This window comes from Lactiplantibacillus daowaiensis, from assembly GCF_005405085.1.
Taxonomy (GTDB): domain Bacteria; phylum Bacillota; class Bacilli; order Lactobacillales; family Lactobacillaceae; genus Lactiplantibacillus; species Lactiplantibacillus daowaiensis.
In genome coordinates this window covers 253,079-270,164 of the sequence record NZ_BJDJ01000001.1, presented here as the reverse complement: position 1 = coordinate 270,164, position 17,086 = coordinate 253,079, and the positions used below count along the sequence as shown (strand labels likewise).

General features: G+C 44.8%; 16 protein-coding genes. 8 read left to right on the top strand and 8 right to left on the bottom strand.

The annotated features are described in order from the left end of the window. On the bottom strand, positions 1-691 hold a 691-nt coding region (locus tag FFM75_RS01255), incomplete at its 3' end, for a DUF6198 family protein (RefSeq protein ID WP_179951344.1). A 161-nt stretch (positions 692-852) separates the two neighbouring features. Further along, entirely contained in the window at positions 853-1,677 is an 825-nt protein-coding gene (locus tag FFM75_RS01250) for an HAD family hydrolase (protein WP_137627376.1), read from the bottom strand. A 198-nt stretch (positions 1,678-1,875) separates the two neighbouring features. On the opposite strand from FFM75_RS01250, the gene FFM75_RS01245 reads away from it, so the two are divergent. Next, positions 1,876-3,570 (top strand): oleate hydratase, encoded by a 1,695-nt coding sequence (locus FFM75_RS01245; RefSeq protein WP_137627375.1) that lies wholly within the window; start codon positions 1,876-1,878, stop codon positions 3,568-3,570. 59 nt (positions 3,571-3,629) lie between these two features. Here the strand turns inward: FFM75_RS01245 and FFM75_RS01240 are convergent, their stop codons facing one another. Next, positions 3,630-4,082 carry a hypothetical protein gene (locus FFM75_RS01240; RefSeq protein WP_137627374.1) on the bottom strand — a complete coding sequence of 151 codons (453 nt, stop codon included), beginning with the start codon at positions 4,080-4,082 and terminating at the stop codon, positions 3,630-3,632. A 293-nt stretch (positions 4,083-4,375) separates the two neighbouring features. Between FFM75_RS01240 and FFM75_RS01235 the strand changes: the two genes are divergently transcribed. Next, a complete protein-coding gene (locus FFM75_RS01235; RefSeq protein WP_137627373.1) occupies positions 4,376-5,893 on the top strand; it encodes a hypothetical protein in 1,518 nt (505 codons plus the stop codon). A 70-nt stretch (positions 5,894-5,963) separates the two neighbouring features. Here FFM75_RS01235 and FFM75_RS01230 read toward each other — a convergent pair whose 3' ends face one another. Further along, the gene (locus FFM75_RS01230; RefSeq protein WP_137627372.1) at positions 5,964-6,857 is read right to left on the bottom strand and encodes a LysR family transcriptional regulator; all 894 of its coding nucleotides are present in this window, start codon (positions 6,855-6,857) and stop codon (positions 5,964-5,966) included. Between the two features lie 172 nt (positions 6,858-7,029). Here FFM75_RS01230 and FFM75_RS01225 point away from each other — a divergent pair, with 172 nt between their 5' ends. Continuing rightward, positions 7,030-8,880, top strand: a complete 1,851-nt coding sequence (locus FFM75_RS01225) for an FAD-binding protein (RefSeq protein ID WP_137627371.1) — start codon at positions 7,030-7,032, stop codon at positions 8,878-8,880. 97 nt (positions 8,881-8,977) lie between these two features. Here FFM75_RS01225 and FFM75_RS01220 read toward each other — a convergent pair whose 3' ends face one another. The 4 genes from FFM75_RS01220 to FFM75_RS01205 all read right to left on the bottom strand — a co-directional run bounded on the left by FFM75_RS01220 (position 8,978) and on the right by FFM75_RS01205 (position 12,697). Continuing rightward, positions 8,978-9,304 carry a PTS sugar transporter subunit IIB gene (locus FFM75_RS01220; protein ID WP_137627370.1) on the bottom strand — a complete coding sequence of 109 codons (327 nt, stop codon included), beginning with the start codon at positions 9,302-9,304 and terminating at the stop codon, positions 8,978-8,980. A gap of 31 nt (positions 9,305-9,335) precedes the next feature. Beyond that, the gene (locus tag FFM75_RS01215; RefSeq protein WP_137627369.1) at positions 9,336-10,814 is read right to left on the bottom strand and encodes a PTS sugar transporter subunit IIC; all 1,479 of its coding nucleotides are present in this window, start codon (positions 10,812-10,814) and stop codon (positions 9,336-9,338) included. Continuing rightward, on the bottom strand, positions 10,814-12,196 hold the full coding sequence (locus FFM75_RS01210; RefSeq protein ID WP_137627368.1) for a glycoside hydrolase family 1 protein: 1,383 nt from the start codon (positions 12,194-12,196) through the stop codon (positions 10,814-10,816). The genes FFM75_RS01215 and FFM75_RS01210 overlap by 1 nt, the downstream gene beginning before the upstream one ends. A gap of 231 nt (positions 12,197-12,427) precedes the next feature. Further along, positions 12,428-12,697, bottom strand: a complete 270-nt coding sequence (locus FFM75_RS01205) for a hypothetical protein (protein WP_137627367.1) — start codon at positions 12,695-12,697, stop codon at positions 12,428-12,430. 192 nt (positions 12,698-12,889) lie between these two features. On the opposite strand from FFM75_RS01205, the gene FFM75_RS01200 reads away from it, so the two are divergent. The 5 genes from FFM75_RS01200 (at position 12,890) to FFM75_RS01180 (ending at position 17,086) form a co-directional block, all read left to right on the top strand. Then, complete coding sequence (locus FFM75_RS01200) at positions 12,890-13,606, top strand: GntR family transcriptional regulator (protein WP_137627366.1); 717 nt, start codon at positions 12,890-12,892, stop codon at positions 13,604-13,606. 121 nt (positions 13,607-13,727) lie between these two features. After that, positions 13,728-14,057 carry a PadR family transcriptional regulator gene (locus FFM75_RS01195; RefSeq protein ID WP_137627365.1) on the top strand — a complete coding sequence of 110 codons (330 nt, stop codon included), beginning with the start codon at positions 13,728-13,730 and terminating at the stop codon, positions 14,055-14,057. A gap of 39 nt (positions 14,058-14,096) precedes the next feature. After that, the gene (locus FFM75_RS01190) at positions 14,097-14,885 is read left to right on the top strand and encodes a hypothetical protein (RefSeq protein ID WP_137627364.1); all 789 of its coding nucleotides are present in this window, start codon (positions 14,097-14,099) and stop codon (positions 14,883-14,885) included. Between the two features lie 389 nt (positions 14,886-15,274). Beyond that, the gene (locus FFM75_RS01185) at positions 15,275-15,766 is read left to right on the top strand and encodes an alcohol dehydrogenase (protein ID WP_137627363.1); all 492 of its coding nucleotides are present in this window, start codon (positions 15,275-15,277) and stop codon (positions 15,764-15,766) included. A gap of 393 nt (positions 15,767-16,159) precedes the next feature. After that, the gene (locus tag FFM75_RS01180; protein WP_137627362.1) at positions 16,160-17,086 is read left to right on the top strand and encodes an ABC transporter ATP-binding protein; all 927 of its coding nucleotides are present in this window, start codon (positions 16,160-16,162) and stop codon (positions 17,084-17,086) included.

Below are 17,086 nucleotides of genomic sequence, written 5' to 3'. Positions count from 1 at the left end.
GTAAAGAAAAGGAACCCCGTTCGCAAGTGAACGAAGTTCCACATAAACCCTCCATCAACACCCGTTGACAAAGAGCCATTAAAATCCCGTTCATAATGAAGGAATAAAAGGTCCCCACGTTGACGGCTAAGACTTGATGCGTCATCGTAAAGGTAATGATCATGATCACGATTGGTGGCACAAAGTCAATTAGCTGTGAAGCCGTTGCATTGCCTTTGAGATACATGAACCGCAAGATATTGGTGGTGTCATCGTTAGGATGCATAAAAATATTAGCCCGTTGATAAATTGAAATCGCCACACAAAATGTTGAGACCCCGACCATGGATAAAATCATCCGAATGATCCAGTTCCAGTGGGGAATGCCAATCATCGTAAATAAAGCGGTGAATAAATCGACGAAGTAGCTGAAACAGAGCACAAAGAGGATTTCACCGGCAAAGCGTGGGATATCTAGCCGATGAATCAATAATTGATTCGTCAAAGCATTGACGAAGCCAATAATGAACAGTAATAACCCAACATCTAGTCCAAATGCGGCATGCATGTTCACGGCTGAGGCCGTCCAAATGCCACTACCAAAGTTAGATGCAATCGATAAGGCATTACCACAAGCGTTTAAAACTAAACTGAATACTAACGCGGCAATTCTAGCGGACAAAGAATTGCCAGTTGAAGTTGGTGTTGACACAAAAATAGCCCCCTATAAATTATTCGGGGACTATCATACCGCGGCATTGTTAGTAAAATCAATTTTACTAGGGCCGATTTTAAGGAATTCGTCAAACTTCCTAACAAAAGCCTAAACTTAATTAAGCCAAGTTTAAGCTCATTAAATTGTAAGGGTCTTAACTAGCCATGGGCGACATTTTCGTTTAAGTTGAAGAAGTCTTGGAGAAAGACGGCGACACCATCTTGATCATTTGACAAAGTCACATCGGTTGCGACTTGTTTTAAGGCTTCGTTAGCATTACCCATCGCGACGCTGTGTCCAGCCAGCTTGAACGTACTGATGTCTTCTAAGGCATCACCAAAAACAATCGTATGCGCTCGGTCGATGCCCAAGTGACGTTGAATCGAAGCTAGTGCAAAAGCTTTATCAATCCCATGGGGCACGATTTCTAAGTGATCCGGAGTACTGGTTAAGCTAAACATGGTTTGGTCAACTAAGATTTGCCGAACGAGGGCTAGTTCACTTGGTTGCCCGTAAACAATGGCATTGGTAATATGATCGCCAAGGTTTGGCAAAAATTCTGGGCCAATTAAGGGCATGACGTTCAAGTCGTTGGGCAAACCACCCGTGTGGGCATGCGCGGCTTTTGCTTGATAAGGGGGTTCACAGCCCGTATAGTAAATCCGATTGGTCTCAAAGAAAAAGACCCGGCAATTATTGCTCAAAGCCGTTTGGTAGATGAGTTTTAGTTTGGCATTGGCTAAATGGCTGGTCACTAATTGATCGCCTTGTTCGAAGGTGGCGCCATCAGCGGCGATGATCTTAACTGGACCACCAATTAACGCTGCCGTTTGACGTGCCAAAGGTAACATCCGACCACTTGCAATGTAGAATTGATTGCCTTGTGCCATGATCTGGCGGATTGCTTGGCGTGTGGCCGGTGTCATCTGGGTGTGATCAACCATTAAGGTGCCGTCGACATCGGAACAAATTAAATATGTCATCTCGACCCTTCCTTCTGTTAATAAGTCTATTATACGCGTCTTTAATTGTTTCGCGCGTGGCGAATGCCCAGATGGTGGAAAATAATGAAGGCTTTATGAAAATTAAGCCAAGATTTCAGTTCAAACTGGACAACTGTTATCCAAGTTGTATAATGTACCTGTAAGCGTTAACAAATACCTATTTTGGGGGCGTTATTTATGGTTAAAAGTAAAGCGATTATGATTGGTGCTGGGCTATCAAATATGGCCGCAGCTGTTTATCTGATTCAAGATGGCCATTGGGACGGTAAAGATATTACCTTCTATGGTGTTGATATGCATGGTGCTAACGATGGTGGGGTAACCACTGACTTCACCAATGAATATTGGAACAAGAATCATCCAATGGAAAACACGACTGGTTACGTGGCACGTGGGGGTCGGATGTTAAACTACCGGACCTATGTTGATTTAATGGAATTGCTTGATCGGATTCCATCAATTACGGAACCAGGCATGACCGCCGCAGAAGATACCCGCGACTTTGATGCGAAACATCGGACTTTTGACAAAGCCCGCTTGTTACAAGGTGGCAAAGGGATCATCAATGCTGGTAAGCTAGGCTTTAACAATAAAGACCGGGCTTTATTAACGAAATTGATCATGATGCCAGATAACGAAGAAGAAAAGCTCGACAACGTGACAATTGCCGACTACTTCGCTGACGATCCACACATGTTCCAAACCAATTTCTGGTACATGTGGGAAACCACGTTTGCATTCCGGACGCAAAGTTCAGCGCAAGAACTTCGTCGTTACATGCATCAAATGATTTATGAATTTACGCAAATTGAACATTTGGTTGGGGTCAACCGGACCCGTTACAACCAATTTGAAAGTATGATTGAACCATTAATTAAGTACTTACAAGGTCAAAATGTCACGTTCATCGACAACAAGATCGTCGAAGATTGGGAATTTAAAGACACGGCCATGCAAGATGAAATCACGGTGACTGGTTTAGTCGTTAAAGACGTCGCTTCTGGTGAAAGTGAAACCGTGGAAGTCGATGATGATACGGCGGTTATCTTTACTAACGGGTCAATTACCGACTCGGCTACGATGGGTGATTACAATACGCCAGCACCTGAAAATATGGAATATGGCATCAGTGCCGCACTTTGGAAGAAAGCGACGGAACGGTTCTATAACTTAGGGACACCCGACAAGTTCTTCAATGATCGGAATGCCAGTGAATGGGTCAGCTTCACGTTGACGACTAAGGACCACTTGTTCTTAAACGAAATCGTGCGGATTACGACGCAAGAACCTGGGAATGCCTTGAACTCCTTCTTATCAACCACGCCAATTACTGCGTTGAATCAAAAGGATGTCAACATGTCGATCGTGGTCCATCATCAACCACACTTCACCACGCAAAATCCTAATGAAACAGTCCTTTGGGGTTACTTCCTCTATCCACGTCGGAAGGGTGAATTCGTTCATAAGCCATACATTGAAATGACTGGGAAAGAAATGGCTCAAGAATTGATCGGACAATTATCCAAGGTTGATCCAGGTCCAGGCAACATTAAGGACAAGGAAAAGGAAATCTTAGATAGCATTATCAACAATATTCCGGTTTATATGCCATACGCCTCGGCCTTATTCAACAACCGGGCAAAGAGCGATCGGCCAGAAGTCTTACCAAAGCATTCAACAAACTTGGCCTTCACTGGTGAATTTGCGGAACAACCTTACCAAATGATCTTCACGGAACAAAGTGCGGTTCGTTCTGGTGAAATTGCGGCTTATCACTTTGCTGGGGTACCAATGAGCAACTTGGTTAAGACACCACGGTATGATAAAGATCCAAAGACCTTGTTAAAAGCAACGAAGAAAATGTTCGATTAACAATTTGGTCAGCAAAAAACGCATCGTCATCGCGACGATGCGTTTTTTTGTGTTGGTGATTACTTTAAAGCACCGGCAGTTAATTCGGAAGCCTTCGCCCAACCAGCGTAAGCACCTTTGCTGTTCTTGAGGTGTAAGTAGGTGACCGTCTTGGCACCCTTCTTACCAGTTGTTAATTCGACTTTTTTAGCGGCCGTATAAGTTTGTTTAGTTGAAAGCTTAGTCTTAGAAGTCTTGACGGTTGCCTTAGCCTGATCAGCAGCGAATGTGATGGTGTATTTAGCGCCAGCCTTCTTAGCATGATAAGCCGTCTTCTTGATGGAGGTGGCCTTCTTTAATGTGTAAGTTGTGGTCTTAGCCTTAGTCGTGGTCTTCTTTTTAGCGGTTGCTTTTTTAGCCGTCGTCTTAGTAGCGGCGTTAGCGACTAACGTGGTTGCCGAAGTTAAAGGTGCCGCGGCTAATGGTAAAGCCAAAGCGACAGTGGCTAACAATACATTAATTTTTTTCATCATGAAAATCCCCCTTAAATATAATGTACTAGTTCGTTGAAACAAGGACAGTTTAGCACCTTAATTTTTAGGCTGCAATCTTTCACCAAGATAAAGTTGAAAATTTGGCTGTTAGCGTTGTTAGGCTAATTAACGTGATTAATAACGATTAACCGATTGACAAATGGCGGCTTAAGTAAACCTTTATAAAACCTCATTATTATCAGAATTATACTTAGTCAACAAACCACGAGACTGAGTTAAGCGTCAGAATATGCTATGCTAAGAAAGTTAGTTTTTTAGTGAGGAGGGATTTCATGGCACAGCCTACAACATTAATTACCCCAGCCGAGAATCGTTTCTTCCGGTTGAGTGAACAAGCGCGACGTCAAACGACTTTAAAACAAATCAATCGGTTACTATATGATCATGTGACGGTTAAAGCGGATAGCGACTTTTTACAACCAACGGTCCGCAATTTGATCATGCATGACCATGCGGACTGGTTAACGGCTTGTAGTCATGAATGGCAGTTGTTGGCTAGTTTACCATATGTTATTAACCAAAATGATGATCGGCAGGCTTGGCAACATTGCGAACTCTGTCATAAGCCGGTCCGCTACGAATATCATGTGCAAAATAAGCACGACCAGCGTGAATTGGTCGTGGGGTCTGAATGTGTCAAGAAGTTTATGAATGCGGAAACCCGTTATTTAATGGTTATTACAACTGAAGAAAACTTCTATGCGGTAGCCCAATATCAACGGTTAACGGCGCAAGCGCCAACCGTACCGACAATCATGTTTACCAAGCCGCTGTTACCACAATTGCCAAGTGACTGGCAACCACAAGTGCGGCAAGTGCAAACGACGACCAATACGACGGTAACGACTTATTTGCGCCGCCGGACGACGGCCTTGCCGTTAACTGAATTACGCCCTACTTTAACGACGTATGATCAGCTAGTCGCCCAAGAAAAACAAGTGATTGCTGATCGGGTTGCGACGACTAAAGCGCAGGCCCAAGCAGCACAAACCCAAGTCCGTCAAGCGGCTCAGACCGCGGCAGTTAACGCCGAACAACAGTTGCGGACTAGTCCAGCGTATCAGCGATATTTGCGGCAATTGGCGACCATCATCGTGTTACGCCCCGAACGATCGCTTGCCCGTGAAAAGTTCAGCGAACTGAATTCGCCGGTGAAAGGGCGACCATTGTTGAATGCGTATCAATTTGGCGTCATCGTGGCCGAGTATGCGCAGACTGGTCAAATTCAAGTCCGTCGCTTAGCGATGCTAAAACGCGATTTTGTACAAGATTTGAATCAAGTGACGCAGCAATTGGATCAACAACAAACGACTCGCTTTTATGATGATGTGTTCAATAGTTGTTGGGGTTGGACGTATCATCAACAAGCAGCACAAATTTCGGATTGGCAACGTTTATTATCCACCCGATGGGGGCAAGTTTTAGCACTAGCTGATTTACAAGCGTTGGCAGCATTAACGACAAGTACGACTATCAAGGCATCATTAGAGCGACACCCCGCTTCAGCATTAAAAACGGCATTACTGGCCCGGCTAACGGCCCAGCCAGACTTAGCGCCGATCGTTCGGACCCGGTTGAGTAAAGCGGAATTACGACAATTTTGTGATCGCGAATTAGCGGCTAGTGCGTCAGCTTCAGTTTTTGTGACAACTTTTGATCGCTATTATCAGCTCAAAGCTGCCCGACAAGCGATGTATCGCGAAACGTTGACCTATTATTATGTGGCCCAGCACAGTTCAGCAGACCACCAAGCGGCATTGGCACAACTACAATGGTTGCTAAAATCTTAATTTTGACTAATCAGTAAAAAATGGTGAAATTGAAGACAAAAAGCCGTCGCATTTTTTTGCGGCGGCTTTTTTAGGCTAGCGTCGGTAAAATCGTGGTGGCGAGTTGGACCAACTTCGTCATTATCGCGCTGTGTCGGTGAACCGGATATGAAATGCCCATGTCTAAGACCACTTGGTCAGTTGGAATCGGAAAGACTTGTAGTTGATGAGGATGCGCACTTTGAGCGGCCTGTGCATCTTTGAACCCAGTAATCATGCTGCCAAGTTGGGCTAGTGCAAAGGCCAAAGCCACGTGAGAATTGGGGACTTCTAAGCGATTGATAACGGTAATCCCATTATCTTGAAAATAGTGATCAACCATTTCTTGGAAACGTGAGGGTGCCATAATGCGAATGAAATTTTGATTGGTCAGTGCGGCTAGTGGTTGTTGCGGTTGGGGCTTAATGGCAATGCTTTGTGGGACCACTAATGCCAGTTGCGTGCGGCCAATGGGCTGGTAGGCTAAGCGATTGTCATGGATGGCTTTGCCAATAAAGACATCGATTTTACCAGCTGGCAATAACTGCTCAGCATCACTAGTCGTCATTTCTTGCACGTTTAAGTGTAGCTGGGGGAATTGACTGTAAAGGGCGGGCAGGATTTGCGGTAGCCATTCTTCAGCTAACGGTTGATTGATGGCTAAGGTGAGGGAACCGGCCGCATGATTGGTTAATTGCTTTAATTCTTGTTGCATCGCTTCTTGTAATTGATGTTGTGCTTGTAAGTAAGTTAAAACGCGTTTTCCCGCGTACGTTAAGGTCAGTGGCTGATGGGCCCGGTTAATGAGGGCAACTTGTAATTCGACTTCTGCGCGACTGATCGTTTGACTAATATAAGGTTGGGTAATGAAGAGACTTTGTGCAGCTTTCGTCATATTACCGGTAGTTTCAATGGCGGCTAAGAAGTCGCCGAGACGTTGATCCATGTTAGTGCTCCAATCATAATAAGGCTTAATGTCATCTTGTTAATTTAATAATAAATTTATTATCATGATACCAGTTGAAAGTAATTTTACAACACACGTAAGCGATTGCATAATGGAGTTGTTCAAATTAGTTGTGAATTTAAACACAAATTTTTGAAGGAGGCTGATCAGGATGGTCGATGTTGAAAAGCTCAAGTGGGATGCGACTTACGATACGATTGTTTTAGGATTTGGAGGTGCCGGTGCCACGGCGGCCCGATTTGCAGCTGATGCGGGTGCAAAAGTCTTATTAACGGATGTCGCACCAAATGGTCACGAAGGCGGCAATACCCGGTATTCAGCTCAATTGATTGGGACTGGCGATAACTTTGATGCATTAAAAACGTACTATCAGAATTTAACGGTACCAATGCAATTGGATGAAACGATGATCAACACCTATGTTAAGGGCATGGTCAATATGCGCGACTATGTACGTGATTACTTAGGGGTCGAACCGTTTAGCTTTAAGCGTAACTTTGACTTGGATTCGACGGATGTGAACATTAAGGATGCCATCTTTGAATATCCGGAATATGACGGGGTCAAAAGTTATGACTTTACGACCGTTCATGGGGGCTTCTTTGATGCGGCCTTATGGAAAATCTTGCGGCAAAAGGTCATTGATCGGGCTGACAAGATCGATGTTTGGTTAGAGGCACCAGCAAAGCATTTGATTCAGGACCCATTGACTAAGGCGGTTGTTGGGGTTCAGATTGAACGTCACGAACATGTGATTAACGTGCGGGCCTTAAATGGCGTGGTAATGGCGATGGGTGGCTTTGAAAATAACCAAGCACAAGTTCAGGACTATTTAGGTGCGGATCATTTGGCACCGCTCGGGACGCTATATAATCGTGGTGATGGTATCAAGATGGCTGAAGAAGTCGGCGCTGATATGTGGCATATGCAAAATTATGAAGCGTTAGGCATGTTACATGGGATGGCGTTCGATGTGCCGGCCGGTGAACGGGCCCGCTTGATCGTCAATGCTTGGCCCGACCTTTATACTGGGAGCATTGTGACCGTCGGTGATGATGGCAGTCGTTACTTCAAGGAAGACGAACCTAATCGGCATGGTCATATTTACGATCATGGGACTTGGCGCGTGCCACGGACCAATGTCCATCCATACTTGGTCTTTGATCAAGCGCAATTGGACCAGTTTAAAGCTGATGCCAAGATCCCATACGCTGATTTCTTACAGACGTTAGTAAAAGCGGACAGCTTAACCGAGTTGGCAACACAAATGCACGCGGATGGGGCGACCTTGACGCAAACAATTTCAGACTTTAACACCTTTGCCAACCAGGGGCATGATTATGCGTATGGCCGCAAGCCAGCTTCAATGCGGGCTTTTGGCGCTGGCCCATTTTATGCCGCACCATTGACTCATGATGTGTTGAATACCCAAGGTGGCCCACGCCGGAACGCACAAGCTGAAATCTTGGATAGCAACCAACAACCAATTCCACATTTATATGGGGCTGGTGAACTCGGTGGCATTTGTGCGAACCAATATCAAGGCGGTGGCAACCTAGCTGAATGCTTGATCTTTGGGAAGATTGCCGGTGAGAATGCGGCTAAACCTAAGGCTGATACGCCAATGAGCGCTGCAGCTAATGATGCGACGACGTCGGCGAGCCAAAAGCCAACGACTTTAGGTGGTGATAACTTAAGCGCTGCCGATGATCTAAGTACAATTGAACTTGGCCCTAATCAATATCTAGGGACTAGTGAAAACGGAATTGGTGGTCAAGTCGTCGTTCGGATTACTTATGCTGATCAGACGTTACAAAAAGTCGAAGTGGTCCGTCAAAGTGAGAGTGCTGATGTCGGTCAAGCGGCCTTAGATCAACTGCCCGCTGAAATGGTCGCGGCTAATAGTTATGATGTTGACGTGGTCTCAGGGGCCTCAACGTCAAGTCGCGCCCTTAAAAGTGCGGTGAAGGATGCGTTACGGCAGGTTAAAGTTGAAAACTAAACCATAACTAAAAAGGTGCCTCACACCAGTTGAATAACTGATGTGAGGCACCTTTTTAGTTATCTTATGTGTCGAGATGTTTCACGTGAAACATGGTTTAAGCGTCACCTAATAACTTTTCAGCGGTCTTTAAGACGTTTTCACCATTCATCATCCCGTAGTCTGACATGTTGATGATGTCCATTGGAATCCCGGCTTTATCGGTCTTCTTTTTGACATCGTTAGCCATATAGCGAATCTGTGGTCCGAGTAACAAGACATCGGGCTTTTCGTCAGAACCTAATTGATGATCAATATCTGCTGAAGAGGTGGCAAAGATTTTGTAATCTACGCCATCTGCTTTAGCAGCGGCTTGCATCTTTGAAACGAGGAGGGACGTTGACATCCCAGCGGAGCAAGCTAACATGATAATTTTTTCAGCCATAATCAATTCATCCTTTCAAACAGCCTAAAACTTAGGCTTTGGCAGCAGCGGCATTACCGGCAGCAGCTTCAGCAGCGGCCTTAGCGTCTTCTTGGCTCTTCAAGACTTTGTCGTACTTCTTAGCAAATGGGAAGTAGATGGCCGTTGACATAACCAAGGTGATGGTTTGCCAGATACACATCTTCCAACCACCGATCAAGAACCCTGAAATAATCGCTGGTGTCGTCCATGGTGCGGCAACCCCGTTCAACGGTGGCACGATCCCGAAGTAAATAACCAAGTAAGTTGATAAAGCAACGATAACTGGTGTTAAGAAGAATGGAATTGCCAAGAATGGGTTCATAACTAATGGCAACCCGAACAAGAATGGTTCGTTAATGTTGAACAATGCAGGGACCAATTCAATCTTCCCAATGGTCTTCAATTGGACAGAATGAGCGGCGAAAATAGTAAAGATAACCAACCCAATGGTAATCCCAGAACCAGTTAAGTTAATGAAGTTGTTGTAGAATTCGTTGGTAACAATGTGGGCGCCATTAGCAACAGTCAATTTGCCAGCTTTATATAAAGCTGCGTTGTCGGCCGTGTTAGGAATTAATAACCCACTGGTGATGGCCCCCATGATTAACCCACCATGGACCCCAAAGAACCAGAAGAATGGGACTAAGAAGGCAATGACTAAGGCACCGCCAAGTGAATCTGATAACCCTTGTAATGGGGTTTGTAATAATTTATAGATTAATTGCAATAAATCGGTCTTGCCAAAGAAATCAATGGCCGCGTAAATTAACATTGAACCAGTAATGATGACACCGGCAGGAATCATGGCTGTAAATTGACCAGCAACACTTGCAGGGACTTGTTCTGGTAAGGTGATCTTCCAACCAGCATGTAACATTGCGGAGTAAGCCCAACCAACTAAAATCCCGATAATGATGGCGGCAACCATCCCTTGACCACCGAGCCAAGTTAAGTTGATAACCCCACTAACTGGCGTGGTTAAGAACCCTTGTAAGGCTTTAGGTAACTTATCGATATTGGCGCTAACAGCTGAACCAGACATCACCACATTACCAGCGGCGTTAGTGATCCCAGCACCAGCTTTACCCATGGCAGCCGTTAACGGATTGTCAATCGAAAGCGTTTGCAAAAGAAAGAAAGTGGCAAGTGAGGTCAACCCAGCAGGGAGGGGTTCATAACCTTCGTTACGAACATATACGTAGGCAATCCCAACGGCGGCCCAAACTGACATAATCGCAAAGGTCGCGGTATATGCTTGGTTAAAGAAGGCGGCCCAACCAGAAGCCTTTAAAACGGCGGCAACGGCTGGAATTGGCACGTTTGATAAGATCAAGAAGACTGACCCAATAATGATAAATGGTAAGGCGTAAACCATCCCATCTTGTAAAGCCTTGACCGGACGGGTATTAACGAACTTCATGACCGGTGGCAAAATTTTGTTGTTAATGAAATTACTAAAAGCACTGTTACTGCTATTGCTGTTTTCCATTACAATTCATCTCCATTTTTTGCTAAAACTGACTGTAGCCAGTAATAGGACTTCTTTGGCACTCGTTTGAGGTCCTTTAAATCATGGTTACTGCGATTGACATAAACGACCCCGTAACGTTTTTCGATGTCGGCATGTGAACTTGGAATATCGATGAGCCCCCAGCCCAAGTAACCCAAGACTTTTGCGCCATCTAAGAACATCGCATCTTTCATCGCGGCGATGTGATCACGATGATATTGGATGCGTAAGTCATCTTCAATCATGTGTTCACCATCCCAGTGCTCTTCTAAGCCAATCCCATTTTCGATTGGGAAGACGGGCACGTCGTAGCGATTATAGAGATCGGTGATCATGTTGCGGAATCCCAGCGGATCAATCGTCCAGCCCCACTGGTTAGCTTTAAGGAAGCGATTTGATTCCATTCCATAGTCCAAATAATGGTTCGGCGCGGTACCCGCAGGCACTTTGTCGGCATTGATCGTCGTCGTGCGATAATAGCTAAAGGCTAAGAAATCGGCATGCATGGCGGCCAAAATTTGGTCATCACCAACTTGGTGGTCATAATCGATATCGTGATTGTTGATAAAGGTTAAGACTTCGTGAGCGTAGTGGCCATGTACGAATGCATCATTCAAATTATTATTTAAGAATTGATCTAATTGCCGGGCGGCGAAAACATCATTGGGTTTGGAAGTAGCCGGGTAGACTGGTGTATAAGCAATCATGCCACCAAATTGCACATCATCGTAGTGACTGTGAACAAACGCATCGAGTTGCGCATGGGCCAACATCGTATGATGGAAAATGGTGTAAAGATCGTTTAATGACCGATCCCCGTGTTCGTACCCTGAAATATTGAATACTTCACTGGTAAAGTACAAGTTATGTTCGTTGAACGTGATCCAATATTTGACCCGGTCAGCGAAGTGTTCAATCATCTTTTTCCCAAAACGGACGAACGCATCAACCGTGTGACGTGACATGAATCCGTTTTCTTTTTGGGCTAACGCTAATGGCATATCAAAATGATATAAACAGATCATCGGCGTGATGCCGCGTTTAAGCATCCCATCAACCAAGCGGTCATAAAAGGCAATTCCAGCTGGGTTGAATTCACCGTCACCATCGGGCACCACCCGCGACCAAGAGATTTGGATGCGATACATATTCATATGCATAGCTTGCATCAAATCCAAATCTTCGTCGTAGCGATGATATTCGTCGATAGCATCGTGCCAATCCGCAGTGTGCTCAGTGGCTGGGCGCACATCATAGACCGATTGGCCCTTACCATCGATATTCCAGGCCCCTTCAGTTTGCATACTTGAAACTGAATTCCCCCAGAAGAAATCTTTGGGCATTCTACGTGAAACTTCCATAATTTCCTCCAATCTAAACCAATCTTTTCAGGAAGCGCTTTCCTTAACAACATTGAGTATAACCGCAAATTAAACTAAAAACAATCCTTTTGATTAAATTTGTATAGTCTTTTAAAAGTATATGGCTATAAATGCCTTTAAACCGGCATTCTAAAAATTGATAAATTTCAAAAAAATTAGTACCAACCGGATTGGTTGGTACTAATTGTCGAATTGGTTAGAACTGATTGGTCACGATTGATGCACTTTATGGGCCATATAATAGGCGCCCCATTCGGCGAGTTGCCCCTTGGAGATGGCTTTGGCGTAACCAGTTTCAAGGCGCTTTTCAAAGATGGCGGTAAATTGGGCGGTCGTCGCTTGCGCTAGAATATGCGCCTCTTCTTGATTCGTCACTTTAGAAAAATCAACGTCGATTTCAGGTTTGAAGCTTGCTAGAGCTTTGATAGCGGCGGAATAGATCACAGCTTCTTGATCGAGTTTTAAGGTATGGACTTCCATGGGGATCACCTCATTAATGTAAGTTTTAGTGCTGTTTTCATTATAACGGCTACCGCGAGTGGATGAAACTAATTGGTCTAGTTAGCCCTAAATTGACAAGTGGTCTAAAAAGTATATACAATTATTTCCTTTTGTTAACGAAATGGGTTAAACTATGTGACAAGATGTCATTGAAGAAAGAATGTGAAGGATTTGGCTTATAAATACGAAGTGATCGCCGACAACTTGCGCCAGCAAATCAAGTCTGGTAAGTATGCGCCGGGTGAACTATTACCTGATCAAAATAAATTAGCAGCCACATTTGATACGACCCGCATTACGATTCATAAGGCGATTCAATTATTAATTATTGAAGGCATGGTTTATTCTAAGCGCGGTGCCGGGACTTTCGTTCGTAAAGACTTTGGCTTAACCGATAATCGGCAAGCGACGCAGATGGATCAACCTATTGGGACGACCCGGACGAACGCGGGCAAAAAGGTGACGAGTAAAGTCTTAGAATTACAAGCCCGGCTGCCAACACCACGTGAAGCCGAACAATTGATGATCGATGATATGGATCCCGTTTATGTGATTCGGCGGACCCGGTTTGTTGACGGTAAAGTTTGGGCGTATGAACATACGATTATGCCGACGAATATCGTGACCTTGACCAAGCATGTGCTCATGGGCTCGATTTACGGGTACTTAGAAAAAGAAGGCGGGATGGCGATTGCCGGTTCACATCGGATCATTTCAGCAGCTAAAGCGACCGCTGAAGATGTCGAAGCCATGGACGCCACGCTGGGAGACCCAATCTTAGTGATCAACCAAGTCAGTTATACTGATGACGGGCAACCGTTTGAAGTTTCAGAGTCACATTTCCCATATGAAACGAGTACGGTGGTTGCCGATATTCAAGTTCATTAAATTTAGTTACCACTAAGGGCGCGCCAGCTTTGCTAGGACGCGTTTTTAGTTTGCTTTTAGATTCAGAGTGGTCCATACTTTTAGCTAAAAGAAACCGGTTTCTAAATAGAGGGTGAGCTAGATGGCGACAGAGTTGTATCAACGATTGATCGATAAGTATGAACCGTTAACGGAAGCGGCCTTTTTAACTTTAGTGAGTGTGTGTGAGCCGATTAGTAGTGCGGAAATTCCGGCAAAAATCGCGAGTTTGACCAATGGCCAACTCCAATTAGGGTTAGGGACACTGTATACTAATTTGCATATGATGACCCGGGACTATTTGATTACTGAACGCGTTGATGCTGATGAGACCCATACGTATGAGATTACGGGTAGTGGGACTGCGGTCTTGGCAGCTGAACGCGACCGCTTGGCATTGTTGAATCAGATTATGAAGAACGTGCGACTGTAGCCGGTAAACAATGGGGCTGTTTTGGGGGAGATGAGCGCGATGTGGCGTTATCGTAATTTTATTAAAGGTTCTGAAGCCGAGCTGAAGTGGCTCAATCAATTGGCTAAACGGGGCTGGTTATTGAAGCAAGTGCGGGGAAGTCGGTATGATTTTGTGGCGACGACTGACCATTATCGGTTATTTACGGAATATGTGCCGGTCGATGTTGATACGACTGTCGGCACGAGTCAGTTATTTAAAGTGTTGGCCATTGTGACGCTAAAAAAGCCGGTTATCCAAGTGGTCTATTCAGGGACGACGGCACCAGAGCTACAATCAACACCAGTGGATACGACGACGGATGATCAATTGCGTTTAAAGGTGGCGATTGGGTTGCGGGAACGATGGCTAAACTTGGCCAATATTTGGACGCTGAGTTGGGTCGTCGCACTGACGCTCATTATCATGCTGCTGGTAGCACTACAAGCGCCACCTTGGACGTATAGTATTGGCCCCTGGATCTGGTTGCTGGGAACTTTGTGGGAATTATTAAAGGCCCATCAAGTTCATCGTCAAGTGCGGCAACTACGTTTGCGTGCTCGCGATAATGATGGTGCTTGGCAACCAACGATGCATGTGTTTTTAAGGCATATGCCAACGACACCAGACTTAAAAGCCGTAGCCGACTTAGGGGTTTGGTCATTTGTTGGTGAGGACCATAAGGGGACTTATTGGTATGATTTGCGAACGCCGGCGAGTGTCGATGAGATCAAGCAAGCCTTACGCCCACTCGTTCCACCAGAAGCCCAGATCAACGTGATGAGCTGGCTAGGGTTGTGGCCATTATAAAAAATAAGCGAGAGTCTGTTGGGGTAAACCTAACAGGCTTTTTTGATGGCTGTTTGACTTAACAAGTGATAAACTGAAAACCACTGGTTGATGCTTAACATGTAACGGTTTAGTGGCGGGTCTTCGTTAGGATTTATCATTTGTATAAATATAATAATATTTTACATGACACCTCGAGTTGATAGTAGTATGATATGTAAAGACTAAAGCTGGGATACGCGGTATTGTAACTTTTAGTCATGCAAAATTAAAATATCTATAAATAATACTATGAATATTTTGGTATTCGTCATACTTATTTCATAAAATCAGTATAGATTAGAAACTAAGTTCAATTGGTATAGGGTGCTGCCGCATCGATTGGACATAAAATTATCGAGGTGATTTTGATGCGACTAAAAGATTTAACAGGAGAGACATTTAGCCGATTGACCGTCATTAAACGAGCTAAGAGTGCCCCTAATGGGAACGCCCGCTGGTTGTGTCAATGTTCATGTGGTCAGCAGGTCGTGGTTGATAGTTATCGGTTACGTAAAGGCATTACCAAGAGTTGTGGTTGCTTACGGGCCGATGTCAGCCGCAAAAATATTTTTGAAAACCCCCAAACCCGTAAAAACATGGGTCGTAGTGATAACTTGCCCTTGTATCAAGGGACTTCCGTGGATCGCTTAAAACCTAACAGTCGTAACCGTAGTGGGGTCATTGGCGTGTCGTTTGACCGTTGCTCCCAAAAATGGGTCGCACGTTTAATGTATCGTGGCCGCTTGGTCTTAAATCAACAGTTTGCGGATATGGATGATGCCATCTTGGCGCGCAAACAAGCTGAAGAACGTTACGTGGTCCCAGTCTTAGAAGCATATGCCAAAACTAGCGCGGAATAAAACGCGTACATAAATCAGTTAGGCGACGTCATTTTGACGTCGCCTTTTTGGTTGGGGATTTTAGTGAAATTCTAAAATCTGTCCAAATCAGGTCGGAAATAGCGTATAATTGAAAGCGGTAATTACCGTTGAGTAATTACGTTGACAATAAGGTGTGAGACTGTCTCAGATTATTTATTGTCCTCAACGTGGGCACTGGTCAAGCCGATCAGTGTTATTTTTTTGGCCTTTTTTAGGCGTGACTGCGCCCTTTGTCAAGCGTTTTACAACGGTTGGAAAGTTGGGTTACCATATTGACTCGTCAGTCATTGACTTGTGAGTCAATTAAGACTATCATGATGGCTGAATTTGAGCACTGACTAAAATTGGTGCCTTAATAAGGGGGTCTTGAGCATGACAACAGCAACACCACTATTACAACTGAATCATTTACAAAAGCGTTTCGGCAAGTTTGAAGCATTAAAGGATATTGACTTTGCGATTTATCCAGGGGAAGTTTTTGGGTTTATCGGACCGAATGGCGCGGGAAAATCAACGACGATCCGGGTACTATTGGGGATTTTAAAAGCGAGTGGTGGTTCAGCCACGATTTTTGGGCAAGACGTTTGGCAACATAGCGTGGCGATTCATCGCCGGATTGCTTATGTGCCAGGGGATGTCTATCTATGGCCGAACCTCAGTGGTGGTGAGATTATCGACTTGTTCTTGAAACTAAATGGGGAACGCCATTCTGCAAAAACAGATGCTTTGATTAAGGAATTTGGGTTAGATCCCCGTAAAAAGGCGCGGACCTATTCAAAAGGTAATCGCCAAAAGGTGGCCTTGATCGCGGCTTTTTCAACGAACGCTGATTTTTATATTTTTGATGAACCAACTTCGGGGTTAGACCCATTAAATGAGCAGACGTTTCAAGCGCATGTCTTAGCCTTAAAGCAAGCTGGTAAAAGCGTCTTGTTATCGAGTCACATCTTGTCGGAAGTTGAAAAGATGTGTGATCGCATCGGTATCATTCGTGAAGGCCAGATCGTTGAAACGGGCACTTTAGCTGAAATGCGGCATTTGACGCGGACAACGATCGATGTGCAAACCGTCCAGCCCTTGTCAGCATTAACGACCTTACCAGGCGTACATGGTTTAACGGCCAAACATGGTGATAATCATGTGAGCTTTGCCGTCGATGCGGATCAACTCACAACCGTGATGCAATATTTAACCCGCCAACAGCTCGTTACATTGACGAGTACGCCACCGACATTAGAAGATTTATTCATGCGGTACTATGCAGCACCTAACGATGCGCGCACACCTGATGGGAAGTGA

What these genes read in the sequence shown, in the direction of transcription:
- FFM75_RS01250 (WP_137627376.1), bottom strand. Translation starts at nt 1,677, where the DNA reads ATGACATATTTAATTTGTTCCGATGTCGACGGCACCTTAATGGTTGAT.
- FFM75_RS01245 (WP_137627375.1), top strand. Translation starts at nt 1,876, where the DNA reads ATGGTTAAAAGTAAAGCGATTATGATTGGTGCTGGGCTATCAAATATG.
- FFM75_RS01240 (WP_137627374.1), bottom strand. Translation starts at nt 4,082, where the DNA reads ATGATGAAAAAAATTAATGTATTGTTAGCCACTGTCGCTTTGGCTTTA.
- FFM75_RS01235 (WP_137627373.1), top strand. Translation starts at nt 4,376, where the DNA reads ATGGCACAGCCTACAACATTAATTACCCCAGCCGAGAATCGTTTCTTC.
- FFM75_RS01230 (WP_137627372.1), bottom strand. Translation starts at nt 6,857, where the DNA reads ATGGATCAACGTCTCGGCGACTTCTTAGCCGCCATTGAAACTACCGGT.
- FFM75_RS01225 (WP_137627371.1), top strand. Translation starts at nt 7,030, where the DNA reads ATGGTCGATGTTGAAAAGCTCAAGTGGGATGCGACTTACGATACGATT.
- FFM75_RS01220 (WP_137627370.1), bottom strand. Translation starts at nt 9,304, where the DNA reads ATGGCTGAAAAAATTATCATGTTAGCTTGCTCCGCTGGGATGTCAACG.
- FFM75_RS01215 (WP_137627369.1), bottom strand. Translation starts at nt 10,814, where the DNA reads ATGGAAAACAGCAATAGCAGTAACAGTGCTTTTAGTAATTTCATTAAC.
- FFM75_RS01210 (WP_137627368.1), bottom strand. Translation starts at nt 12,196, where the DNA reads ATGGAAGTTTCACGTAGAATGCCCAAAGATTTCTTCTGGGGGAATTCA.
- FFM75_RS01205 (WP_137627367.1), bottom strand. Translation starts at nt 12,697, where the DNA reads ATGGAAGTCCATACCTTAAAACTCGATCAAGAAGCTGTGATCTATTCC.
- FFM75_RS01195 (WP_137627365.1), top strand. Translation starts at nt 13,728, where the DNA reads ATGGCGACAGAGTTGTATCAACGATTGATCGATAAGTATGAACCGTTA.
- FFM75_RS01190 (WP_137627364.1), top strand. Translation starts at nt 14,097, where the DNA reads ATGTGGCGTTATCGTAATTTTATTAAAGGTTCTGAAGCCGAGCTGAAG.
- FFM75_RS01185 (WP_137627363.1), top strand. Translation starts at nt 15,275, where the DNA reads ATGCGACTAAAAGATTTAACAGGAGAGACATTTAGCCGATTGACCGTC.
- FFM75_RS01180 (WP_137627362.1), top strand. Translation starts at nt 16,160, where the DNA reads ATGACAACAGCAACACCACTATTACAACTGAATCATTTACAAAAGCGT.